The 21,969-nt window shown below is 51.6% G+C and carries 22 protein-coding genes; 12 read left to right on the forward strand and 10 right to left on the reverse strand.

Going from position 1 to position 21,969, the window contains the following annotated elements; translation table 11 throughout:
- Positions 1-50: 50 nt before the first annotated feature.
- The 5 genes from EYB30_RS03100 to EYB30_RS03120 form a co-directional block, all read right to left on the reverse strand.
- Complete coding sequence (locus EYB30_RS03100; RefSeq protein WP_166836988.1) at positions 51-431, reverse strand: hypothetical protein; 381 nt, start codon at positions 429-431, stop codon at positions 51-53.
- Between the two features lie 19 nt (positions 432-450).
- A complete protein-coding gene (locus tag EYB30_RS03105; RefSeq protein WP_166836990.1) occupies positions 451-1,083 on the reverse strand; it encodes a 2OG-Fe(II) oxygenase in 633 nt (210 codons plus the stop codon).
- 122 nt (positions 1,084-1,205) lie between these two features.
- Positions 1,206-2,081, reverse strand: a complete 876-nt coding sequence (locus EYB30_RS03110; RefSeq protein WP_166836992.1) for a hypothetical protein — start codon at positions 2,079-2,081, stop codon at positions 1,206-1,208.
- On the reverse strand, positions 2,078-2,725 hold the full coding sequence (locus EYB30_RS03115) for a hypothetical protein (protein WP_166836994.1): 648 nt from the start codon (positions 2,723-2,725) through the stop codon (positions 2,078-2,080). Before EYB30_RS03115 ends, EYB30_RS03110 begins: the two co-directional genes overlap by 4 nt.
- Positions 2,700-3,260, reverse strand: a complete 561-nt coding sequence (locus EYB30_RS03120) for an RNA polymerase sigma factor (protein ID WP_166836996.1) — start codon at positions 3,258-3,260, stop codon at positions 2,700-2,702. Before EYB30_RS03120 ends, EYB30_RS03115 begins: the two co-directional genes overlap by 26 nt.
- 139 nt (positions 3,261-3,399) lie before the next feature.
- On the opposite strand from EYB30_RS03120, the gene EYB30_RS03125 reads away from it, so the two are divergent.
- Positions 3,400-3,981, forward strand: coding sequence for a DUF3833 domain-containing protein (locus EYB30_RS03125; protein WP_166836998.1), 582 nt, complete (start codon positions 3,400-3,402; stop codon positions 3,979-3,981).
- A gap of 48 nt (positions 3,982-4,029) precedes the next feature.
- Here EYB30_RS03125 and EYB30_RS03130 read toward each other — a convergent pair whose 3' ends face one another.
- From EYB30_RS03130 to EYB30_RS03140, 3 genes are read right to left on the reverse strand one after another with little or no spacing between them, the layout of a single operon-like run.
- On the reverse strand, positions 4,030-4,623 hold the full coding sequence (locus EYB30_RS03130) for a DUF4136 domain-containing protein (RefSeq protein WP_166837000.1): 594 nt from the start codon (positions 4,621-4,623) through the stop codon (positions 4,030-4,032).
- A 16-nt stretch (positions 4,624-4,639) separates the two neighbouring features.
- A complete protein-coding gene (locus EYB30_RS03135) occupies positions 4,640-6,166 on the reverse strand; it encodes a response regulator (protein ID WP_241697948.1) in 1,527 nt (508 codons plus the stop codon).
- A gap of 21 nt (positions 6,167-6,187) precedes the next feature.
- Positions 6,188-6,577 (reverse strand): DUF2721 domain-containing protein, encoded by a 390-nt coding sequence (locus tag EYB30_RS03140; protein WP_323601800.1) that lies wholly within the window; start codon positions 6,575-6,577, stop codon positions 6,188-6,190.
- Positions 6,578-6,792: 215 nt separating this feature from the next.
- Between EYB30_RS03140 and EYB30_RS03145 the strand changes: the two genes are divergently transcribed.
- From EYB30_RS03145 to EYB30_RS03155, 3 genes are read left to right on the forward strand one after another with little or no spacing between them, the layout of a single operon-like run.
- Positions 6,793-8,085, forward strand: a complete 1,293-nt coding sequence (locus EYB30_RS03145) for a coiled-coil domain-containing protein (protein ID WP_166837001.1) — start codon at positions 6,793-6,795, stop codon at positions 8,083-8,085.
- 1 nt (position 8,086) lies between these two features.
- Positions 8,087-8,440: a putative signal transducing protein gene (locus tag EYB30_RS03150; RefSeq protein ID WP_166837003.1), complete on the forward strand. Its 354-nt coding sequence runs from the start codon at positions 8,087-8,089 to the stop codon at positions 8,438-8,440.
- A complete protein-coding gene (locus EYB30_RS03155; protein ID WP_166837005.1) occupies positions 8,421-9,041 on the forward strand; it encodes a YjaG family protein in 621 nt (206 codons plus the stop codon). The genes EYB30_RS03150 and EYB30_RS03155 overlap by 20 nt, the downstream gene beginning before the upstream one ends.
- Positions 9,042-9,054: 13 nt before the next feature.
- Here EYB30_RS03155 and rsmD read toward each other — a convergent pair whose 3' ends face one another.
- A complete protein-coding gene (gene rsmD / locus EYB30_RS03160) occupies positions 9,055-9,681 on the reverse strand; it encodes a 16S rRNA (guanine(966)-N(2))-methyltransferase RsmD (RefSeq protein WP_166837007.1) in 627 nt (208 codons plus the stop codon).
- Positions 9,682-9,976: 295 nt separating this feature from the next.
- Here rsmD and ftsY point away from each other — a divergent pair, with 295 nt between their 5' ends.
- The 4 genes from ftsY to rpoH all read left to right on the forward strand — a co-directional run bounded on the left by ftsY (position 9,977) and on the right by rpoH (position 13,599).
- Positions 9,977-10,954 carry a signal recognition particle-docking protein FtsY gene (ftsY, locus tag EYB30_RS03165; RefSeq protein WP_410200349.1) on the forward strand — a complete coding sequence of 326 codons (978 nt, stop codon included), beginning with the start codon at positions 9,977-9,979 and terminating at the stop codon, positions 10,952-10,954.
- A 2-nt stretch (positions 10,955-10,956) separates the two neighbouring features.
- Complete coding sequence (gene ftsE / locus EYB30_RS03170; protein ID WP_166837012.1) at positions 10,957-11,643, forward strand: cell division ATP-binding protein FtsE; 687 nt, start codon at positions 10,957-10,959, stop codon at positions 11,641-11,643.
- Positions 11,640-12,623 (forward strand): permease-like cell division protein FtsX, encoded by a 984-nt coding sequence (gene ftsX, locus EYB30_RS03175; RefSeq protein WP_166837014.1) that lies wholly within the window; start codon positions 11,640-11,642, stop codon positions 12,621-12,623. The genes ftsE and ftsX overlap by 4 nt, the downstream gene beginning before the upstream one ends.
- A gap of 124 nt (positions 12,624-12,747) precedes the next feature.
- Positions 12,748-13,599, forward strand: coding sequence for an RNA polymerase sigma factor RpoH (gene rpoH / locus EYB30_RS03180; RefSeq protein WP_166837016.1), 852 nt, complete (start codon positions 12,748-12,750; stop codon positions 13,597-13,599).
- 68 nt (positions 13,600-13,667) lie between these two features.
- Here the strand turns inward: rpoH and metJ are convergent, their stop codons facing one another.
- The gene (gene metJ / locus EYB30_RS03185) at positions 13,668-14,003 is read right to left on the reverse strand and encodes a met regulon transcriptional regulator MetJ (protein ID WP_166837018.1); all 336 of its coding nucleotides are present in this window, start codon (positions 14,001-14,003) and stop codon (positions 13,668-13,670) included.
- Between the two features lie 181 nt (positions 14,004-14,184).
- On the opposite strand from metJ, the gene metB reads away from it, so the two are divergent.
- From metB to EYB30_RS03205, 4 genes are all read left to right on the forward strand, one after another.
- The gene (gene metB, locus EYB30_RS03190; RefSeq protein WP_166837020.1) at positions 14,185-15,450 is read left to right on the forward strand and encodes a cystathionine gamma-synthase; all 1,266 of its coding nucleotides are present in this window, start codon (positions 14,185-14,187) and stop codon (positions 15,448-15,450) included.
- Between the two features lie 6 nt (positions 15,451-15,456).
- Positions 15,457-17,844: a bifunctional aspartate kinase/homoserine dehydrogenase II gene (metL, locus tag EYB30_RS03195; protein WP_166837022.1), complete on the forward strand. Its 2,388-nt coding sequence runs from the start codon at positions 15,457-15,459 to the stop codon at positions 17,842-17,844.
- A 16-nt stretch (positions 17,845-17,860) separates the two neighbouring features.
- Positions 17,861-18,760, forward strand: coding sequence for a methylenetetrahydrofolate reductase (gene metF, locus EYB30_RS03200; protein ID WP_166837024.1), 900 nt, complete (start codon positions 17,861-17,863; stop codon positions 18,758-18,760).
- Between the two features lie 131 nt (positions 18,761-18,891).
- The gene (locus EYB30_RS03205) at positions 18,892-21,882 is read left to right on the forward strand and encodes a ligand-binding sensor domain-containing diguanylate cyclase (RefSeq protein WP_166837026.1); all 2,991 of its coding nucleotides are present in this window, start codon (positions 18,892-18,894) and stop codon (positions 21,880-21,882) included.
- Positions 21,883-21,969: the final 87 nt, after the last annotated feature.

The following is a 21,969-nucleotide window of genomic DNA, read 5'->3' on the forward strand; positions in this document are numbered from 1 at the left end:
ACCAAAACTTTAGCCGCGTGCTATGGCACGACCTTAATAACAAAGCGGTTTCAGGCGATTATTGGTGGCGGGGATTCAGCGGCAAATAACCACAGCGGCAGGCTGATACTGTGCCGGGAAATCGTATTATCCGGCCGGATATAGCGGAACAACTCAGCAGCCAGCAAAGCAGAGCCGGTAGCACAGTGCTTGGCGCAGCAGTCGCCTTCACATTGCTGTTGCGGTTTATCGCAGCAGTCATGTTCGGTGTCGGTTACGGTGACGTTTTTCGCGCTGTGACAGGGCATGTCAGGCGCTGTGTCAGCCACAGCAGACGTGACGTGCTGATTAAGGGCATCGGCCAGCGTATAGGCATGCGCACTTTGCACCGATCCGTTCAGGCCGGATAGTGCCAGAGTAAAGATTAATAGATAACTGAATACGCTGCGCATGCTGCTTATCATAGGCGTTTTAACTGGCCGGATCCAGCACGCCGTTAATACTGGCGTTTTTGCGAAACCAGCCGGCGATACTGTAACGGGTGTCTATGGCCGGTAACACCGCATGCGGAAAGCGCTCGCTTTCAAACAATATCAGGCTGCCTGCTGTGGGTAGAAATTTATCGATTAGCTGGTCGTGTTCATTATACAGTGCCAGCTCACCACCACGGCTTACGCTGTTTAAGTAGCTGACAGTGGTTAGCACCCGGTTAGAGCGGCCGCTGAACGCATCGACATGTTTTTGATAATAATCCCCCTGACGGTAGCGGGCAAAGTGGCATTCAAAGTCAAATAAACCTAAAAAGCAGCGCCGGTTAAACACGGTTTGCAACTGTGCCATCAAGGCCAGATAGTGCTGCTGCGCGTTGCTTTGGCCATCAAACCATTGGGTTGCATCACGACGGACTTGCTGGTTTAACTGATGATCGCCAAGGCGGCCAATGCCGGCTGGGGTAAGCTCGGCCTCGTGCTGTGCTTCATGCAGCAGCGCGCTGTTAAGCTCAGCGCTTAAAAAATTAGGCAGCCAGACCCAGCCATGTTGATAAAAGGCATCAATAATGGCATCGAAATTCAGGGCATCACCGGCGTTGACAGCAGCAGACATAGAATATGACTCAGAGCAGGGTTCCGAAGCGGAACCGCGCTATTGTCGCTGAAAAATGCACGCTGACAAAGCAGAATTTGGCGTTTTTAATCAGGGGGAATGCCGGCTTGCGCCGGCACAGCTCAGAACTGATAGTTATTGGCTTTAGCCAGTAAATCCTTAGCCTTAATTTTACCGCTCAGACATTGGTTAATATCGGCTTTTTTAACCACCCAGTAGTAGCGGCCATCGCTGCCGCGCTGATTGATCTGCAGCGTAATATATTCGTTATCCGGCAGGTCACGCAGGCTGGCACCGTAGTCACACAGCACCTGGCTGAATTTCTCCCCCACGGTTTTTCGCATCACCGCCGTTTGCTGCTGTTGTTCCGCTAATTGTTTCGCCCGTTGTTGCTCCAGTTGTTGCCGACTAACCTCGGCTTCTTTACTGGCTTCGGCCAGTTTCTCCTGCAGTATCCTGGCTTTTTGCTGCAGCATATTGAGTTCCTGTTGCTGTGCTTTATCCAGCTTGCTCAGGGTCTGGTTAAATTCTATATCGCGTAGTTCCCGCTCTGTGCTACGCAACTCACGCTCAATAGCACGTTGCTTTTCAATAACTTTGTGGCTCTGGCGGTACTGATCTTTCATCTGCTCTGCCATTTCCTGCGCCGCTTCTGTCAAGCGTTCTATATCATTGGTGTCAAATTCAAACTCAAATTCAGCGCCGGGTATCGGCGGCAGTGGTGCAGCCGGTGCTGCCGGTACTGTCAGGTTGCTAAAGTGGAACAGGTGTCGTCCACCGCTGTTGGCCTGAAACAGCAGGCCCTGGCCACTTAAATAGCTGTACTGCAAGGATGATAACCTGGCCTGCTCATTGTCTTTAAAGGCGGTATGCAAGATAGTCTGCAGGATATCGGCACTTTTCTTCAATGCCGGGCTGACCTCAGCCGCACTGGCAGGCAACATGGTTAAAGCCAGGCCAAAGGCGGCATAAATTGGGGTAAGGCGTAATGCATTCATGGTTTTACCACTCCGCTTTGTGTTGGGGTTAAGTAGTAACTGTCGGCAGGGCGGTAACCGGCCTGCATCGGTTGATAGTTTTCCTGCCAGTACTGCCAGTCAGCCTGGCGTTGCTGGTTCAGGTACTCCACCAGTTGCAGCATGTCGCTGCGCTGGTCGTGTTTGAGTTCGTCCTGCAAATAGTCTTTTAGCAGCACTAACTGAGAGCTGGTGTTTTGTTGCTGTAATTCCAGTTGCTGAGCCAGCCACTGTTGCTGTTGTTGCTGGTAGGCGGTTAGGGCTGTGCTGACCGCCGCGTCTACCTCAGCTTTAGCGTTGTGCCAGCTGAGTGTCAGACTGCCATCCTGCAGCCGAAGCTGTGCTGGCGACAAACTGATCAACATCGCTGCGCATGACAACGCCAGGCTGACTTGTGGCCACCAACTGCGTTGCGGTTTAGGCCGTTGCCACTGGCTGGCAAACAGGGCGCTGCTGTCAAATGGCGGGATGGCGGTAAACGCCGGCAATTTGGCATCGGCATTTATCGCCAGCGCATTTTGTAGCCGGCCATACCACACAGGGTCGTCTTGCAGCTGCTGCGCGCAGTGTTCGGCACTGATCTTACCTTCAAGCCAGAGTTCAAAAATTTGCTGATTGTTCGACATGGTCGTCCTCCAACTGCAGACGTAATTTATCCAGCGCGGCATAAAAGCGCGATTTAACCGTGTTACTGGAAACCGCCAGTTGGCTGGCAATTTCGTCAAAGGTAAATTGCTGATAAAACTTCAGTTCCATTACCAGGCGTTGTTCGGCGGGCAATCTGAGTAATTGTTTGCGCACCTGTTGTTGCGTCTGGCTACTGGCAAGCTGTTGCGCTAAGTCCGGTGTGTCATCGGCCAGTTCGGCCAGTGCATCATCATTGTCGCTGTATTTGCGCTTGCGCAGCAGGTCCATCGCACGGTAATTGGCGATGCCAAATAACCAGCTTTTAAAGCTGCTGTCGCCGCGGTATTGCCCCAGATTGCGGCACAGCACCATCAGCACATCCTGCAGCAGGTCATTAGCGTCTTCTTTCGAGCCAAGCAGGCGTAAGCCAAAGTAAAACAGCGCACTTTGATGGCGGTTTACCAGTTGCTGCCAGGCACGCTGGTCGCCATTTAATGCTTTGGCAATTAAACTGTCGTCACTGCGTTTAAACACGATATTATTATTCTCTTCGGGTTTTGGTTAATAAGTCGGGCCGGGCCTGAATTTAGTTTGGTGTTGTCACAGTATTTTTGCCTTTTTATGAGCCAGTAACGGCTGCGCAGCGTAGCTGTGCAGAGTTTAGGAGGAAATTATGGGCAAGTTATCAATACTACTGGCCGCCGTGCTAGTGGGCGGCTGTAGTCAGTCAGTGTCGGAGTATAGCAATGAAACACCGCTGTTAAAGCTGGATCAGTTTTTTCAGGGCCAAAGCCGGGCCTGGGGTGTGCTGCACGACTGGCAGGGTAAACAAAGCGTACGTTTTACCGCTGAATTGTGTGGTAGCTGGCAGGGTAATACTGGCAATTTATACGAGCTGTTCTACTTTAGCGATGGCCGCATTGAGCAGCGTCACTGGCAACTGCAACAAAATGCCGACGGCAGCATTGTTGGTCGCGCCGGCGATGTGGTGGGGCTGGCAACAGGCCAGTTGGCCGGTAATACGCTGTACTGGGAATATACACTACGTATTCCATACGATGGCGACAGCCTGGACGTCACAGTAAAAGACTGGCTTTACTTGATAGACAGCGAAAATTTACTCAATCGCAGTACCCTGCATAAGTTTGGTCTTACGGTGGGGGAGCTAACCTTGTCGATCCAGCAGCAGGATGTCAGTGCCGACTGCGCACCGCTGCAGCAAAAGATCCGCCAGCTGGTGCCAAATGCGGTATAAAAAATGCCGCTGTAGTACAGTCTACAGCGGCATTTTTGTTGGTCTGGTTTAAGGTTGTGCTATAACCTGGCGGGTTGGGTATTGTTGAAAAATCAAGCCGACCACCTCGGCAATCGCCTGCTTAGGATTTTCCAGATCGGATTTTTTCAAGGTGCCCTCTGAAATACCTTCCCAGATCAGCTGTTTTCTGGCGGCGTCAACCACATCAATATTAACGGTACCGTACTTGTAGCGGATGGTATCGACATCGTTGGCATACAGCGGAAAACCGGCATAGATACCGCGACGATAATTGTAATAGCCGTAATGTATTGTTGCCGCTGGCATTGAGCGCACATCGGTGCGGGTTTCAACATTAGAGTTAAAGTTGACCAACAAGTCAGCGTTGCTCTCGCTGTATTGATAACCTAGCGCTGCCATTTCAGCGCTGATGGCATCTTTAAAATGCTGCGTTACTAAGGTCGCGTAGCCCGCTTTGTCGGTGGCCGGCTCTGGCATAAAAGCAAAGGTTTTAAAGCCGGAAAAATTGACGTTGGCTGCGGCATCAGAACGCACTTTAGGGCCGGTAGCGCAGCCGGTGATAACCAACACAGCCACTGTCAGACAGGCCATTAAAACGTTGTTCATTCGGGTACTTCGCATACATTTTTTCCTATGCTTAATCCGGGTAGGCATCGCGTATCGCGAGGAATGCATCCAGATTGTTCAACAGTATATCCGCCAGGGCCGGGTCAAAGTGTTGACCACGTTCAGTGCGGATAAGTTCGATAATTTGTGCCAGCGGCCAGGCTTTTTTGTAACAGCGGTCACTGCCCAGAGCATCAAAAACATCGGCCAGGGCGGTGATACGGCCGGCAATATGGATATTGTGGCCGCTTAGCCCTTGTGGGTAGCCTTTGCCGTTCCACTTTTCATGATGCTGCTGCGCTATAATGGCACCCATCTGCAGGATCTCGTTAGTGGAATGTTGTAATATCTGGTAACCGAGCTCAGCGTGCTGCTGCATGATAGCCCATTCTGCCTCATCATGTTTACCTGGCTTATTTAAAATATGATCCGGGATAGCAATTTTGCCCAAATCGTGCAGCGGCGATGCCAACTTGATGACTTCAGCTTCATAGTCGGACAAACCGCATTTCACGGCCAGCAGGTGGCTGTAATTGGCCACGCGTTTGACGTGACTGCCGGTTTCTTTCGAACGTTTTTCTACTGCTTCACCCAAAATGTAGGACAGCTCACGCTGGCTATCCCGCATCAGCTCACGCAAGCGAATATTCTCGTAAGCAATAGCAATATTGTGGGAGAAGTAACTCAGCAGATGATGCTCAGTGCTGTCCAGCTTGCTACTTTTACTGACATAGAGAAAGTTTTCACTGCCTTTATGGGTGGTAAAATAGCTGATAAAGCAGTCATCGCCATGATAAGACTGCTTATCTTGTTGTACCTGCTTAATTTTATTGAACACCTCTGCAGGTAAAGCACGCTGATTGGTTGGGTTGCTGCTGGCAATAACATCCAGTAGCAGGCCCTCGGGTTTGGCATTATTGATGGCGGCGCAACAGAAAATTTGCTCGCGCTCCAAAGACAACAGATACGCCACCTGGCCGAGAATAAGTGAGGCAAAATCTTTTAACGTGCTGCATTGCAAAAAGCTGGTAGTACAACCGATAATTTTTTCCAGCCCGGCCTTGTGGTGCTCAATAATGCAGATATCGCGATATGACCGCAGGCCGGCATACAACAGAGTTTTCAGTTTGATGGCGGTAACTTCCGTCTTATTTTTGTAATCATTAATGTCGTAGTCACGTATTACATGTTCTTCCGGCGCCTCTCCGGGCTGGCCAGTGCGTAAAATCAGTCGCATACGCTGGTTTTTTAACTTGTGCCGTATCGTTTTAATCAGCCCCAGGCCAGCATGTTGGGTTTCCATTACCACGTCAATCAGGGCCACAGCGATATCGGCGTTGGCAGCAATCAGCTGTTCGGCCTCACGCGCGCTGTAAGCATGCAACAGTTGTAATGGCCTTTGCTCAAACTCAAAGTTATTCAATACCAGAGTGGTTATCTGATGAATACTGTCATCATCATCAACAATCAGTACCTGCCAGGGCGGTGCGTTATTCACCGGCTTTGTGTCGTCGTCGCCGTTGTCGCTTTGAAACAAAAAATCGTCATTTGCCATCATATCGTCCACGGCTAACCGCGATCAGCCATTTTGCAGTGATTCCAGTTCTATATTTATCGCATCACAAGAGATTTGGATCTCATACAAAGAATAGAGCAGGCTAATTAATAAGCTAATTAAACTGATCACAAACAACAATTGACCGGCAGTTTGCCACAGCATAAACAGGCAAAACATGGCGGCAGTACACAACACAAAACTGAGCACACCAAAAGCCTGCATGGTTTTTATTAACACGATGCGTTTACGCAAATTAGAGATCTGTCGTTTTGCCATATCGCGGACATTAGCGCCTTCGCGTTGGTTAAGCTCGCGGATCAGTTGCGCTAACACCAAAAAGCGGTTGGTGTAGGCCAGTAACAGCAGTGAAATGGCCGGGAACAGTAAAGCTGGCGTGGTCAGGTCCATCATGTTTAAGTTCCTGTTATGAGAAATTAAATGTTGAAAAGGTCAAAAGTAGCTTTAGCGTTAGCTATCGGTGACAACTCATATTACACTAATTGGTGCCATAGTATGCGTTCGCTGCAATACCTGATAAGGTAGATGCTGGTGTACTTGTCTAAAGAAGATGTAGCGCTTGCAAAGGTTTCAACGCAACCGCTGCCGGAGTAAAGCGAGAGCTGATAATGAATGCAGTGAAAAAAAACAATAATAAAAACGAGCAACAAGTTATTGCCGAATTAACCGAGGCGGCACAACAGCAGCTGGAAGCCAGCCTGGTGGAATTTTCCAGCCAGTTATTAAACACCCAGCAACAGCAGTTACAGCAGTTTGCCACGAGTGTGATAACCGACAGCCAGAAACAATGGCAGCAGCGTTTAATTGAACAAGAACAAGCCTATCAGAAACTGTTTAAAGACTGGCAGCAAACCAAGCAACAGCTGGACTTAGCCGTACCAGTGGCCAGTGCCGACAATCAGGAACTGGCCAAATTGCGCCAACAACATAAAGCGGTTAGCGCAGAGTTAGACGCGGCCAACCAGAAACTGGCGGCATTAACCCAAGAGCGCAGTGCCCAGACTGCTAAACTGGAACAATTTCAGCAGCAGCTTACGACCTTACAACAGGCTTCGGCTGATCAGGCCGACACCGAAAAACTGCAGCAAGCAGAACAACAGGTAGCGCAATTGCAGCAACAACTGACGGCCGCAGACGCTGACGCCGAACAGGCTAAGGCCGCTGTGCATGAAATGAAGTTGGTGGTGCAACAAAGCAAAACTGAGTTGAAACTGGCGACAGAGCAACAGCAAAAGCTGCTGCAGCAAATTAATGACCTTAAAGCCGACTCTCAGCAGCAACTGGAACAATTGGAGCAGCAACTGGCGGCGCAGGCGGATGCTTTTGCGGCTGAAAAACAGCAGTTTGCCGACGTTGAAGCAGCGCAGCAGGAAAAACAGCAGGTTATCGCTAAGCTGCAGCAGGAAGTGCAGGATCGGAAAAAAACACATGAACTGCAACAGCAAAAAATTCAGCAGTTGCAGCAAGAACTGCAGGCGCAGGCTGATGCGCAGCAACAGGCAGAACAAGCTTCACAACAGAAGTTAGCTGCAGCACAACAGCAACTGGCCGAAGCGCAGCAACAACTGGCTGCTATGCAGGATGAAACCGGCGGCTTGGGGTCAGAGCTAACCCGCTTGCAGGCCGATTACGTTAATCTGACCGAGCAGCATCAGCTTAGCCAGACAAAAAATCAGAAGTTAGAAGCCCAGCTGGAACACGCGCAAAACCGCCAATATGCAGCGGAACAAAAACAACAGCAGGAAGCTGACAGCAGCCGCGAGCTGATCCGTACCTTGCGGACTGAGTTGCAGCAGCAGCAGGAAGCGCATCAGTTGCAAATTCAGGCGCTGGAAGAGCGGATGATGGAGTTTAAACTGAAGTTTGAATACGCCCAGAAGCAGCTGAAGGTGACTGGCTAAGGTGGAGCTGCTGCACCCGGCTGACGTTACCAGCTGGCAGCGGCTGTATCAGGCTGAAAACAGTTTTGAAGCTGGCCTGGTGCAGGGCTTGTTGCAACGCTCTGCAATATTGGTGCAGCTTAGCGGCCAGTATCTGGCCGGAGCCGCCGGTGAGCTGCCGTTAACCGATGTTGGCGTGCAGCTTTGGGTGCCACAGCAGCAATATCTAGCGGCGCAGCGTATAATCAGCCAATACTTACAACAACTACAACATGAACCGGCACAGTGGCAATGCAGCTGCGGCGAACTAAACTATCAAAGTTTCGATATCTGCTGGTCATGTCTTCAGGACAAAGATGAAAGCAAAAGCCAATAATTTTCAGGCGATGCGTGAGCTGGGGTTTTACCAGCAAGCGGCTATCGCTGCCACCCTGTTAGAGCGTATGTTACCGAATTACCAGCTGTTTGCTGAAGTAACCCAAAGCGGTGATGCGGCGTTACCGCGCCATATCCTTACCCTGGTGTGGGAATGGTTAACGGTTAAAAAGGCAAAAATTAACTTTGATAAATTATCTGAAGAGCTTGAGCTTATTACACCGCAAATCAGCGACTTTGATATTTTTGGTGTCTACCCTGCAGTTGACTGTGCTACCGCTTTGGACATGATGTTAAGCGGCATAGCACAGCAAGATGCCGGCGAATTTGTTAACGTGGCAAAAATATCCCAGGCTACCGTGGCGCGCCTGATTGAGCATGACAGTATTGACGATGATATTACCACTGAGGCTGAGCTGAAAAAGATCGTCCGTGAGCATCCGCTGATGCAATACGAAATGGACTGTTTAGCAGAACTGATTGCGCTGGTTAGTCCGATTAAACAGTTTGGCCGCGACGAGCGCCAGCTGCTGCAACACTGGGTGGCAGAGCAGGGGCTAACCAACCTTGGCATGGAGCTCAATAGCAGCGAAGCGCAGTAAGCGTTAGCCTATGTTAGGTACTGCGCTGATACAGCCGGTATGCCAGCTGGCCGGCTATCTTTTCTTTTAATAGACGCCAGTTTGCCGGTAACTGCGTAAGCTGCAGCTCTTTTTCAGTTTCCAGATATATCAGTGCGTTGGCGCTTAACCAATGTTGTTGCTCTAACGTCTGGCAGCAGCTTAGTGCCAGGTTTTGCCGAAACGGCGGGTCAATAAACACCACGTCGTAGTGCTTATCCGCACCGCTAGTTAGCAGGCTTAAACAATCCTGATTGATCACCTGCGCATCAGCACACTGTAGTTTTTGTAAGTTCTGCTTCAAATGGCGGGCTAACACCGCATCGCGTTCAATTAACGTTGCGCTGGCAGCATGACGTGACAATGCTTCAATAGCCAGGCTACCGCTGCCGGCAAAGCAATCGAGCACCTTGGCGCCGCTAATGTCATGCATCAACCAGTTAAATAAGGTTTCTTTTACCCTATCGGTGGTCGGGCGCAAGCCTTCTGCATCCAGCACGGCCAATTTGCGGCCGCGCCACTTACCGCTGATCACTCTGACTTCGCCCGGGGCACCGGCGACCGACGCATGGCGTTTGCCGCTGGTTAGCGGGCGTTTTAGTTGGCTTTTTGCTTGTTTCATCTAATCCGTTTTGCCTTTAACACAAAGGTGTTAGTATAACCGCCAAGTTTACCTTAGTTTTTATCAGCATACACTTGGGCTTATGAGCAAAAAAAATAAACTGTTTTCCTGGCTGGGGTTTGGCAAAGATAACCAGCAAAGCGACGTTGCTTCGGGACAAGGCGGCGATTCCGATATCAGTAAGGCCCAGGATACTGTGCTGCCCGAGCCAGACGCTGGCAGTAACAGCCTTGTGTCGGAGACGTTGGAGCCACAGCCAGACACCGCTACTGCCGACGTTAGCGCCGATAACCGGATGGCCGCGCCAGAGCAGTCGGTTAACAGCGATGTGGCTGTTGAACCGGTAAAGAAAACCGGCTTTTTCGCCAGACTGAAGCAAGGACTGTCGAAAACCAGTCAGAACCTGGGTTCAGGTTTGGCGGGGCTATTTAGTGGTCGCAAAATTGATGATGAATTATATGAAGAGCTGGAAACCCAGCTGTTACTGGCGGATGTCGGTGTAGACACCACACAAAAACTGATCCGGCAGCTCGAGCAGCATGCTGACAGAAAATCGCTGAAAGATTCTGCCTTGTTGTTTGACAAGCTGCAGCAGGATATGGCGGCATTGCTGCATGATGTTGAGCAGCCCTTACAGCCGGTGAACAGTGACGGCCCCTTTGTCATTTTGATGGTGGGCGTCAATGGGGTGGGTAAAACCACCACTATTGGCAAAATGGCGCAGCAGTTTAAGCAGCAGGGCAAAAGCGTCATGCTGGCTGCCGGTGATACGTTCCGTGCGGCGGCGGTTGAGCAATTGCAGGTATGGGGCGAGCGCAACCAGATCCCCGTGGTGGCACAACACACTGGCGCTGACAGCGCTTCGGTGATTTTTGATGCTTACCAGGCGGCGAAGGCGCGCAAAGTGGATGTGTTAATTGCTGACACGGCTGGACGCTTACAAAATAAAGCGCATTTGATGGAAGAGCTGAAAAAGATTGTCCGGGTGCTGCAGAAAATTGACGTTAACGCGCCGCATGAAGTGATGCTGACACTGGATGCCGGTACCGGCCAGAATGCACTGAGTCAGGCCAAAGTATTTAACGAGGCGGTGCCGTTAACCGGCATCAGCTTAACCAAGCTCGACGGTACCGCCAAAGGCGGGGTGATTTTTGCCATCGCGGATCAATTTAAATTACCGCTGCGCTACATCGGTGTCGGTGAAGGCATAGATGATTTGCGCGTGTTTAACAGTCAGGACTTTATTCGCGCTTTATTTAACCGGGACAGTTAATTATGTTGGAGTTTGCTGACGTCAGTAAAAGTTATCCCGGTGGCTTTGTCGCGCTGGACCGGGTCAGCTTTAAGCTGGAAAAAGGTGAAATGGCGTTTTTAACCGGCCATTCCGGTGCCGGCAAAAGTACGCTATTAAAGCTGATCAGTTTGATTGAGCGTCCCAGTGTTGGCAAAGTGCTGATTAACGATGTCGATTTAAGCCGTATTCGCCGGCCCCATATTCCGTATGTGCGGCGCGACATTGGCATTATCTTTCAAAACCACCGCCTGCTGATGAACCATACCGTGTTTGACAATGTGGCGCTGCCGCTGGTTATTGAAGGGTTTAGTGGCAAAGATATGGTAAAGCGGGTGCATGCGGCGCTGGACAAGGTGGGCTTGCTGGATAAAGTGCGCTGTCTGCCACATACCTTATCCGGTGGTGAGCAGCAACGGGTAGGTATTGCCCGTGCTGTGGTCAACAAACCGCCGTTGTTATTGGCCGATGAGCCAACCGGTAACCTGGATCCGGATTTATCGAAAGAGATTATGCGGGTATTTGAAGCCTTCAATCAGGTTGGGGTATCGGTGCTGGTGGCGACCCACGATTTGGGGCTGGTAGCGCGCATGAAATACCGCACCCTCACATTAAAGCAAGGCAAAATGATTAACGATGGCTTATTGCAGTACCAGGAGGACCCGCTATGAGTATCTTGTTCTCTGGCCGGGTAAGCAGTGGTGCTGCTGAGCATAAAATCAGCCTGGGCCGGCGCTTTGTGATGTTTTGGGTAAATCATCTGCGTCAGGCTGTGGCCAGCTTAGGTGAACTTTGGCGTACACCATCAGCGTCTATTCTCACTATCGGGGTGCTGGGTGTCAGCCTGACGTTGCCTGCGACCTTACATTTGCTGGTAAAAAACGTACAGCAAGTCAGTGATAGCTTTACTCAGGCGGCCGAGATCAGCCTGTTTATTAAAGACGGTAGCAGTGACACACAAATTAGCAGCTTACAGAAAATTTTACAGGCCGACAGTGCCGTGGCCCGGGTAACACATATTAGTAAACAGCAGGCGCTGGATGAATTTGCCGCAGTATCCGGTTTTGGTGCCGCGCTGAATTATTTAACCGATAACCCGCTACCCGATGTGCTGTTGGTGCTGCCTAAAAATACCAATGCCGACAGTGCCCGACAGTTACTGCAGCGTTTAAGCAAAGAGCGGATTGTCGAATTTGGTAAGCTGGATATTGACTGGTTGACCCGGCTTGACGCCATCGTCAGCTTACTGCGCCAGGCGGTGCTGGTCATCGCCATATTGTTGTTGGGGGCCGTGCTACTGATTATCGGCAACACGATCCGTTTGTCGATTATGAATAAAAAAGATGAAATTGAAGTGATGAAGCTGGTAGGGGCAACCGATGCCTTTATTCAGCGGCCTTTCCTGTATGGCGGTATCTGGTACGGTGTCTTTGGTGGCTTGCTGGCATTTTTAATTGTCGAAGCTATGCTGTGGTGGTTACAGGGCGCTATTGTCAGTGTTACCTCGTTGTATGACAGTGAGTTTAGCCTGATGGCGCTGAGCCTGGCTGAATTTGCCGGCTTAATGCTGTTGGCGATGGCACTTGGCCTCAGTGGTTCCTATTTGTCAGTGCGGCGCCATATCAGCGCCATTGAACCGACCGGCCCTTAATAACGTTTCATTATGAGTATTTAGTTTTTAGAATAAGCAGATCTAAAAACTGGCGCAACTAAAATTAGCACTCTCTGTCAAAGAGTGCTAATATCGATGCACTTAAGTAGGACAGGACACAGAAATGAGCGATACAGCAGAAATGATGTCATTACCGATAGCGGCCAGCAGCAGCCTGGAAGCTTACACTCATGCTGTCAGTTCTATTGCCATGCTCAGCGCGGAACAAGAGCGTAGCCTGGCTGAACGCCTGCACCAGCATGGTGATTTAGAAGCAGCGCGGCAACTGATTATGTCGCACCTGCGCTTTGTGGTACACATTGCCCGTAGCTACTCAGGTTATGGTTTACCGGTCAGTGATTTAATTCAGGAAGGTAACATAGGCCTGATGAAAGCGGTGAAACGCTTTGACCCCAGCGTCGGCGTGCGTTTAGTGTCTTTTGCCGTACACTGGATTAAAGCCGAAATTCATGAGTATGTGCTGAAAAACTGGCGCATCGTAAAAATTGCCACTACTAAGGCCCAGCGCAAACTGTTCTTTAACCTGCGCAAAGCGAAAAAGCATTTAGGCTGGTTTAACCAGGAAGAAGTGAAAAACGTGGCTGAGTCATTAGGTGTGGCTGAGCATGAAGTGCGTGAAATGGAAGCGCGCATGAGCAACTACGATATGCCGTTTGATGCGCCGGATGAAGATGATGAAGCCGCTTATACGGCACCGGTGTATTATCTGGAAGATAAAGCCTCTGATTTAGCCCACCGGGTTGAGGAAGATCAGTGGGATAACGCTGCCGTTGACCGTTTACAAGCGGCGATGCGTACACTGGATGACCGCAGCCAGGATATTATCCGTGCCCGCTGGTTGGACAATGCCAAACTGACGTTGCAAGAGCTGGCTGATCGCTATGGCGTATCTGCTGAGCGCGTACGTCAGTTGGAGAAAAACGCCATGAAAAAGCTACAGGCTGCCATGAGCTAAGTTGGTCGCGCCTAAGCTACATGCATAAAAAAACCGCCTGCAGGCGGTTTTTTATGCTCTACAGCAACTTATTCTTCGTCGCTGTCGGCTTCAATAATCACCGGGATCGGTTTGCCCATGCTGGTCAGGATCTGCCGCACTTCAACCGGGATCTGGTGTGGGTTGTCTTTACGTAAATCTTCATCGGCAGGCAGCGGCTGGCCAGTAAAGGCGTGTAAAAACGCTTCACACAATAGTTCGCTGTTGGTTGCGTGACGCAGGTTGTTGACCTGGCGCCGGGTGCGCTCGTCTGTCAGCACCTTTAATACGTTCAGCGGAATAGATACGGTGATCTTTTTTACCAGTTCTGATTTTTTACCGTGTTCCGCGTACGGGTGAATGTATTCCCCATTCCACTTAGCCATATGCTTACCTTGTAGTAGTCTGAATGATGTATTGCTCGCGCAAGTGGCGAAATTCTATCTTGTTATGCCGCTCAGTCAAATAGTGTGCAACAAATAATCATTATAGACGGCTAAATGGTTTGACATCTTTATTTCTATCATTATACTTTTAGACGTCTAAACATCTAAATGAGGTTTCCCTATGTCAAAGCGTCATGCCGCGACCATTGCCGCCCGTGCCGGCATAGCTCAGGACACTGCCTTTGGCGCAGTGACACCGCCGCTGTATTTAACCTCAACCTATGAATTAAAAGCCTTTAAGCAGCCGGGGCAATACGATTATTCGCGCTCGAATAACCCGACCCGCGATCTGCTGGCTGAAGCGCTGGCCGAGCTCGAAGGCGGCGTCAAAGCCATCGTCACCAGTACTGGCATGTCAGCCTGCTTGCTGGCGCTGCAGTTACTAACACCGGATGATACCTTGGTTATCCCGCATGACTGCTATGGTGGCAGCTATCGCTTATTTACTAATTTAGCGCAGCGTAAACAGGCATTTAAGCTGGTTATTGTGAATTTTCAACAACCTGACTGGGCAGATAAAGTGGCAGCGGCTAAGCCGAAAATGATTTGGCTGGAAACACCGTCAAACCCGCTGTTGCAAATTACCGATGTGCGCGCTGTGTGTCAGCTGGCAAAACAGTTACAGGCTCTGGTGGTGGTCGATAACACCTTTTTATCGCCGGTGCTGCAACAGCCGTTGGCGCTGGGTGCGGATATAGTGGTGCATTCCACCACTAAATACATTAACGGCCATAGTGACATTGTTGGCGGTGTGCTGGTATGCAACAGAGTGCAACTGGGGGATGAGCTAAAATGGTGGGCCAATTGTCTGGGGATCACCGGTGCACCTTTTGACAGCTATATGACGCTGCGCGGTTTGCGCACACTGGAGCCACGGTTACGTCTGCAGCAAGACAATACCGCCAAGGTGGTCGAATTTCTGGCCAGACAGCCCTTGGTTGCTAAAGTGTATTACCCGGGCTTACCTGCGCATCCGGGCCATACCATTGCCAAAGCCCAGCAAAGCGGCTTTGGTGCTATGTGCAGCTTTGACTTAGCCGCTGATGCGGCCCTGTTGCCGGTGTTTTTTAATGCGCTGGGCTTATTCACTTTAGCGCAATCGCTGGGTGGCATTGAAAGCCTGATTTGTCATCCGGGCAGCATGACCCATGCCTCAATGGACGCACAAGCGCAGCAAACGGCCGGCATAGGCCCGACGTTAATTCGCTTATCAGTAGGCATTGAAAATAGTGATGATTTACTGGCTGATTTACAATACGCCTTTAATGCCGTGGCAAACGCTATCGGCCGGGCTGACAACGCTGGCGCAGCAGGCAGCGTGGTAAAGCAACCGCATGAACAACAACAGCAGTTCCGGTTAAACCCGGCGCTTAGCGCTTTTTGGTAATTACCTATGCTAGTTCAACAGCAAGCACAGCAGCGCGCACCGGCGCAGGTGCATAAATTTGGTGGCAGCAGCCTGGCCAGTGCCGCGCGTTTTGCTGCGGTAGCGGATATTTTGCAGCAACAAACCCCGCAGCAGTCGCTGTGGGTAGTGGTATCAGCACCGGGCGATACCACAGATGCGTTACTGGCAATTATTGCCGCAGCCGATCAGGTTGTCAGACGCGATGCCGCCTTAGCGGCTCTGTGTCGTCAGCTGACTGACTTAGTGCAACAAACTTTAGCCGCAGAGGCCGCTAAGCGGGTAACACAACAATTGCAGCAATGGTTGGCAGGCATACCCGACGCGCTGGCACAACAGCAATTTAATGATGTGCTGGCAATAGGCGAGCGCTTGTCGGCGTTATTACTGAGCCAGTTGCTGCAACAGCGTGGTCTTGCGGCGACAGCACTGGATGCGCGCGATTTTCTGCGCTTAAAGCAGCATCAGCCGGATTGGGCGCAGTCGGCGGCCTTGTTAAGTACGCTGAGCCAAAGCGATGCCATTCAGGTGGTGACCGGCTATATTGCCCGTGATGAAAAAGGCCGCAGTATTACGCTCGGACGTAATGGCAGTGATTATTCGGCGACCTTGCTTGGTGCGCTGGTCAATGCCGCTGAAGTGACAATCTGGACCGATGTTAAAGCCATTTATAGCGCCGATCCGCGCAAGGTTAAGGCTGCACTGCCCTATCAACAGGTAAGTTGGCAGCAGGCCTGTCAACTGGCGCAACTGGGTAATCCGGTATTGCATGCCCGCACCTTGTCACCGCTAACCGATACGACAACGGCGCTGTTGGTGCGCAGCAGTTATGAACCGCAACATGCCGGCTGCCGCGTGGTACAGCACGAAGGGACAGCACAGAGTTTTATTACTGAGCTGCATGATGTCACCTTGTTGACACTGCATCAGGAGGCCGCTGTTAGCGCCGATCAACTGGCGCTGGAATTGCAGCAACCGGTGATCGCGCTACCGCAGCAGGGCGATAATCTGTGCTGGTTACTGCCGGCAGGGTGCGCAGCACAGGCGCTGGAGTATCTGGCGGCTTTAAATATTCACGCGGTATGGGATACCCGGCGTTACCACGCGCTGGCCTGGCTAAAAGCCGCTGATATCACACTGAGCGCCAGCGCCGCCCAATTATTGCAGCAGCACAGCGTGTTACACCGCTACGAAAGCGCGCAGCAGCTGATTTGGTTGTTGGCAGAACCGCTGCCAGCACAGAGGCTGGAGCAATTGCATCAACAGTTAGTTCAGCCGCTGCCGGTGCTGCAGTTGGTGGTGGCCGGCAGCGGTAATGTCGGCGCGGCATTTCTCGCTATGCTGGCAACGCAGCAGCAACGTTTTGCCTCTACACTTAAGCTTAATCTGGCTGCGGTGCTTAATTCCCGTCAGGCAGCATTGGCAGACAGTATAACGGCAGCTGACTGGCAAACGGCGCTGGCCGACGGCGTAAGTTGGCAGCCTGAGCAACTGATCACTTATTTACAGGCGTTACCATCGCCTAAGGTGCTGGTAGATATTACCCCCAGCGCCGATTTCGCCCGGCGCTACCCTGAATTTATTGCTGCCGGTTGCGACATTATCAGCGCCAATAAACAAGGCGTAACGCTGCCGGGGGCTGAATATCAGCAAATCAAGCAAGCACTGGCGCGACACCAGCGCCAATGGTTGAGCAACACCACTTGCGGCGCCGGTATACCGGTGCAGCGCACTTTGCAGGAATTACGCAGCGCCGGTGATCGCATTAATCAGGTTAGCGGTATTTTCTCAGGGACCTTGTCGTGGTTGTTATGTCAATATGATGGCAGTAAGCCGTTTTCTGATTTTGTACTGGATGCGCAGCAAGCGGGGTTAACCGAGCCGGACCCGCGTGATGATTTATCCGGCAAAGATGTGCAGCGTAAACTACTTGTACTGGCGCGGGAGCTGGATCTGGCATTGGAGCTGGAAGATATTGAGCTGCAACCACTGCTACCGGCTGGCTTGGAACTGGGTAGCTGGCAGGCATTCTGGGCGCAGCGGCAACAGTTGGATAGCCGCATGGCTGAGATTTTTACCAAGGCTCAGGCCGAGGGTAAGGTGTTGCGTTATGTCGCCAGTTTGGCGTTGCAGCAGCAAGACAAGCCGGTAGCAACAGTGGCGCTGGAAGCCGTGAGCCCTTTACATCCACTGGCCGCTATAGCGCCTTGCGATAATGTATTTGTGATTCAGTCTGATTGGTATGACAGCAATCCGCTGGTGTTAAAAGGCCCAGGCGCCGGAAAAACCGTGACCGCCGGCGGCCTGCACGCTGATTTAGCCCAACTGATTAATCACCTTATTCGCCCGGTAACCAAACCGGCTGACCTGACGTAACAACAAGAGAATCGTTATGGCATTTGCAAATGCACAATATTTAGAAGCAATTAATCGCAATCTGCAGGATGTTGCCGGCAAGGTTAACGTCAGTTTTGAGTTTTTCCCGCCGAAAACGCCACAAATGGAGCAAACTTTGTGGCAATCAATAGAGCGGCTGGCGCCATTAGCACCGTCTTTCGTTTCAGTGACCTATGGTGCCAACTCGGGCGAGCGGGACCGTACGCACGATATTATTAAATCAATTAAACAACGCACCGGCTTAATTGCCGCGCCGCATTTAACCTGTGTTGATGCGACTAAGGATGACCTTATCGCCATTGCCAAAGACTACTGGCAGAACGGTATCCGCCATATTGTTGCGCTGCGTGGTGACTTACCGCCGGGCAGTACAGCAAAACCGGATTTATATGCGGCAGACTTAGTGGAAATTCTGCGTTCCGTAGCCGATTTTGATATCTCGGTAGCCGCCTATCCTGAGGTACACCCAGAGGCACCCAATGCGCAGTTTGATCTGCTGAACTTAAAGCGCAAAGTCGACGCCGGCGCTTCCCGCGCCATCACGCAGTTTTTTTTCGATATTGAAAAGTTTCTACGTTACCGCGACCGCTGCGCCGCCATTGGCATTGATGTTGATATTATTCCCGGCATTTTGCCGGTGACTAACTTTGGCCAGTTACAAAAGTTTGCCAGCCTGACCAATGTGGCAGTACCGCAGTGGATGCATAAGGCCTACGAAGGACTGGAAAACGATGCCACTACGCGCAATCTGGTGGCCGCCAACATTGCCATGGAAATGGTCAAGGTATTAAGCCGTGAAGGTGTTGATCATTTCCACTTCTACACCTTAAACCGTAGTGAGCTGAGTTACGCTATTTGCCATTTACTCGGTGTTCGGCCACAAATGGCGGGTTAAGTTATCCTGTGTTCCGCTGCGGTTGCTTTACCGCAGCTTCGCCAGCCGCCTCTTGGCTGGCGCTGAAAATTAGGCTACTCTGGCGTTAATTAGTGCTTTAGCATTTGCTGATTGAGCAGGGACAGAGTGACATGCATTGGATAACAAACTGGCGTGACGTTGCCAGTTGCCTGAATTACTTTTTACTATGTCGGGTTTGCTTTGTGGCCGCATTAAGCTGCAGCGCTATCGCCTCTGCTACACCTGCTATTAAACTCAATAACTACTTTCAGGAAAGCTGGACCACTCGCGACGGCCTGCCTCATAACACGATCAACAGTATCAGCCAAAGCGACGACGGCTATCTTTGGGTGGCAACCTGGGAGGGGCTGGCACGTTTTAATGGCCGGCATTTTGCGGTGTTGGGCCGGGGTGAAGAGACCGGATTACCTGACTCGGGTATCCGGGCGCTGAACCATGACCGGGATGGCGCGCTGCTGGTGGCGGGCTCCCGTGGCGGTTTCGTCCGGCGCAGTATGGCGGGTTGGCAGCACTGGCCGCAGTTAAACGTGCTGCTAAATGCGGTGCAGCCGGATCAGCGCGGCGGTTATTGGTTGGCCAGTGAAGGCCAGGGCCTGTTTTATCAGCATGCCGATGGTAGCCGGCAACATTATACCTCTGCTCAGGGGTTACCCAGTGACGTTGTTCACAGCGTGCTGGTTGACGATGCCGGCCGGGTGTGGATTGGCTCAGGCCGTGGCCTGGCGGTAATTAACCCCCAAGCTGGCGGGGTTATCGAAACGATAGCAGCGATCCCGGCGTTACCGGTATTTACGCTGCAACAGGACGTTGAACGTATACTGATTGGCACTGAGCAAGGGTTGTATCAGTGGCAGGATAGCCGGATATCGTTATACCACCCGGAGCTGACCGAACAACCGGTGTCTGCATTGTTGTTGCGCAATGATGAAGTGTGGATTGGCACCACAGACCGGGGATTGCTGCGTTTGGCAGATGGTCAATTGGAGCAGCTGACGATCGAGGGTGGTTTGCCGAATAACCGCATTTTATCTTTGTATCATGACCGGGAGAACAGTATCTGGGTTGGTACTAATGGCGGCTTGTTCCGGTTGCGTGAGGCGCCCTTTGTTACGCAAACAGCTGAGCGCGGTTTGGCGGGTGATTATGTACGGGCGGTGTTGGCGCACACGGATGGCAGTATCTGGGTCGGCACCAGCCAGGGCTTAAGCCGGCTCAATAATGAACAGACCGAACAGCTGGATTTGTCGGCGCACAGCCGCGGGCAGTCGGTACTTAGCCTGACTGAAGCCGCTGATGGCGCGGTCTGGATTGGTACCTATACAGATGGCGCTTTACTGTGGCACAGCGGTAAGGTTGTGCAGCGCCTGCAGCGTAGTAATGGTTTGCTGGCCAACGAAGTTCGCGCCATTTTACCGGTTGCCGATGGGGTCTGGGTTGGTACGGCACAGGGGCTGAATTTTGTTACAGCAGACAGCATTAGCGCTATAGGCACTGAACAGGGGTTACCGGCGCCCTTTATCATGGCGTTGTATCAACACAGTGACGGCCGCTTGTTTATTGGTACCGGCGGCGGGGTAGCAATACGACAAACTGATGGCAGCATCAGCGCCTTGGATTTTAGCGGACTGGACGGCGCTGAGTATGCTTTTGGCTTTACGCCGGATCCGATGCTCGATGTGTTGTGGATGACCACTGACAGGGGCCTGGTGGCGTATCATTTTTCTGATGGCCGTTTGACGATGCTGGGACGCAAGCAGGGCTTACCCTTTGACAAGTTGTTTCAGGCAGTGGCAGACAGAGAGCATCATTTGTGGGTCAGCAGTAACAGGGGGATCTTGCGCCTGCAGCGCGATAACCTCAATGCCGTTCTCAGTGGCCGGCAGGATAAATTAGGCTACGAATTATTTGGCGAAAGTGATGGCATGCAAAGTGCGCAGGCTAATGGCGGTTCGATGGCCGCTGCTGCACTGGCTCAGGATGGTAGCGTTTGGTTTGCAACGTCCAAAGGGGTGAGTTGGGTGCAACCCTCAATTTTGCAGCGTTTTGCCACCAATATACCACCGGTGGTGATAGAAGGTTTACGGGTTAATGGCGCCACGTTGCCATTGCAGCCGCAGCTGGTATTGCCAGCCGGGGCTAACCGGCTGGAGTTTGCATTTGCCGGCCTGGGTTTTGTTATGCCGCAGCGCATTCAATATCGCAGCCAACTAGTCGGCTTTGATGACGACTGGATCGACCGGGGTAGCCACAACACTGCAGAATATACCAATTTACCCCCCGGTGATTATCAGCTTAGGGTTGCGGCTGCCTATCCGCAGGGTGGCTGGAGCGAGCAGGAAGCCAGTCTGCGTTTTACTATTTTGCCTTACTACTGGCAGCAGCCGCTGTTTTGGTCTGCGCTGGCTGGCGCAGGGCTGATATTACTGCTGGCGGCGTTGCGTTGGCGCTTAGCGCAGTTGAAGTATCGTCAGCAACAGTTACAGCAGCAGGTCGCCGAAAAAACCGTTGAACTGCAGCGCCAGGCTGATTATTTAACCGCGGCCGATGTCGAGCGCTCTAAGCTGTTAGCGCAGTTGAAAATACAAGCGCAGGAATTTGAACAACAAGCACGCCTGGATGCGCTAACCGGGCTGGCGAATCGTCGCGCGTTTGATGAAGCCCTGGCGCGGGAATGTGCGCGTTCGCGCCGTTCCGCTTTACCATTGACTCTGGTGCTATTAGATATTGACCACTTTAAACAGGTGAACGATAGCTATAGCCACAGTGTGGGTGATGAAGTGCTTAAGCTGGTGGCTAGGATAATCAGCAGCCATTGCCGTGCTGAAGATACTGTCGCGCGCTGGGGCGGCGAAGAGTTTGCGCTACTGTTACCTAATACCACCACCGAGGCTGCCCGTGATATCTGTGAGCGGATCCGCGAAGCGGTGATGCTGGCAGATTGCAGCGTTGTTGCGCCCGGGCTTAATCTGACCATCAGTATGGGGGTGGCAGAGTATGCCGGTGAAACACAGCATGACAAATTGTTATCTCGCTCCGACAGTGCGCTATATCAGGCGAAACAGCGTGGCCGTAATCGCATTGACTTTGCTTTACCGCTCTAAAGTTATTGTATAAAAATTCACAAAAACAGAATAATAATTCTTGAAACTGCATGGCGACCGTTCTACACTAGCGGCTGTTTCGTGCTA

It is taken from the genome of Rheinheimera pleomorphica (assembly GCF_011634895.1).
Classification (GTDB): domain Bacteria; phylum Pseudomonadota; class Gammaproteobacteria; order Enterobacterales; family Alteromonadaceae; genus Alishewanella; species Alishewanella pleomorphica.

Bases quoted from the DNA above. Each gene is read 5' to 3' on its own strand.
- EYB30_RS03100 (WP_166836988.1), bottom strand. From the start codon at position 431: ATGCGCAGCGTATTCAGTTATCTATTAATCTTTACTCTGGCACTATCC.
- EYB30_RS03105 (WP_166836990.1), bottom strand. From the start codon at position 1,083: ATGTCTGCTGCTGTCAACGCCGGTGATGCCCTGAATTTCGATGCCATT.
- EYB30_RS03110 (WP_166836992.1), bottom strand. From the start codon at position 2,081: ATGAATGCATTACGCCTTACCCCAATTTATGCCGCCTTTGGCCTGGCT.
- EYB30_RS03115 (WP_166836994.1), bottom strand. From the start codon at position 2,725: ATGTCGAACAATCAGCAAATTTTTGAACTCTGGCTTGAAGGTAAGATC.
- EYB30_RS03125 (WP_166836998.1), top strand. From the start codon at position 3,400: ATGGGCAAGTTATCAATACTACTGGCCGCCGTGCTAGTGGGCGGCTGT.
- EYB30_RS03130 (WP_166837000.1), bottom strand. From the start codon at position 4,623: ATGCGAAGTACCCGAATGAACAACGTTTTAATGGCCTGTCTGACAGTG.
- EYB30_RS03135 (WP_241697948.1), bottom strand. From the start codon at position 6,166: ATGATGGCAAATGACGATTTTTTGTTTCAAAGCGACAACGGCGACGAC.
- EYB30_RS03140 (WP_323601800.1), bottom strand. From the start codon at position 6,577: ATGATGGACCTGACCACGCCAGCTTTACTGTTCCCGGCCATTTCACTG.
- EYB30_RS03145 (WP_166837001.1), top strand. From the start codon at position 6,793: ATGAATGCAGTGAAAAAAAACAATAATAAAAACGAGCAACAAGTTATT.
- EYB30_RS03155 (WP_166837005.1), top strand. From the start codon at position 8,421: ATGAAAGCAAAAGCCAATAATTTTCAGGCGATGCGTGAGCTGGGGTTT.
- rsmD (WP_166837007.1), bottom strand. From the start codon at position 9,681: ATGAAACAAGCAAAAAGCCAACTAAAACGCCCGCTAACCAGCGGCAAA.
- ftsY (WP_410200349.1), top strand. From the start codon at position 9,977: ATGGCCGCGCCAGAGCAGTCGGTTAACAGCGATGTGGCTGTTGAACCG.
- ftsE (WP_166837012.1), top strand. From the start codon at position 10,957: ATGTTGGAGTTTGCTGACGTCAGTAAAAGTTATCCCGGTGGCTTTGTC.
- ftsX (WP_166837014.1), top strand. From the start codon at position 11,640: ATGAGTATCTTGTTCTCTGGCCGGGTAAGCAGTGGTGCTGCTGAGCAT.
- rpoH (WP_166837016.1), top strand. From the start codon at position 12,748: ATGAGCGATACAGCAGAAATGATGTCATTACCGATAGCGGCCAGCAGC.
- metJ (WP_166837018.1), bottom strand. From the start codon at position 14,003: ATGGCTAAGTGGAATGGGGAATACATTCACCCGTACGCGGAACACGGT.
- metB (WP_166837020.1), top strand. From the start codon at position 14,185: ATGTCAAAGCGTCATGCCGCGACCATTGCCGCCCGTGCCGGCATAGCT.
- metL (WP_166837022.1), top strand. From the start codon at position 15,457: ATGCTAGTTCAACAGCAAGCACAGCAGCGCGCACCGGCGCAGGTGCAT.
- metF (WP_166837024.1), top strand. From the start codon at position 17,861: ATGGCATTTGCAAATGCACAATATTTAGAAGCAATTAATCGCAATCTG.
- EYB30_RS03205 (WP_166837026.1), top strand. From the start codon at position 18,892: ATGCATTGGATAACAAACTGGCGTGACGTTGCCAGTTGCCTGAATTAC.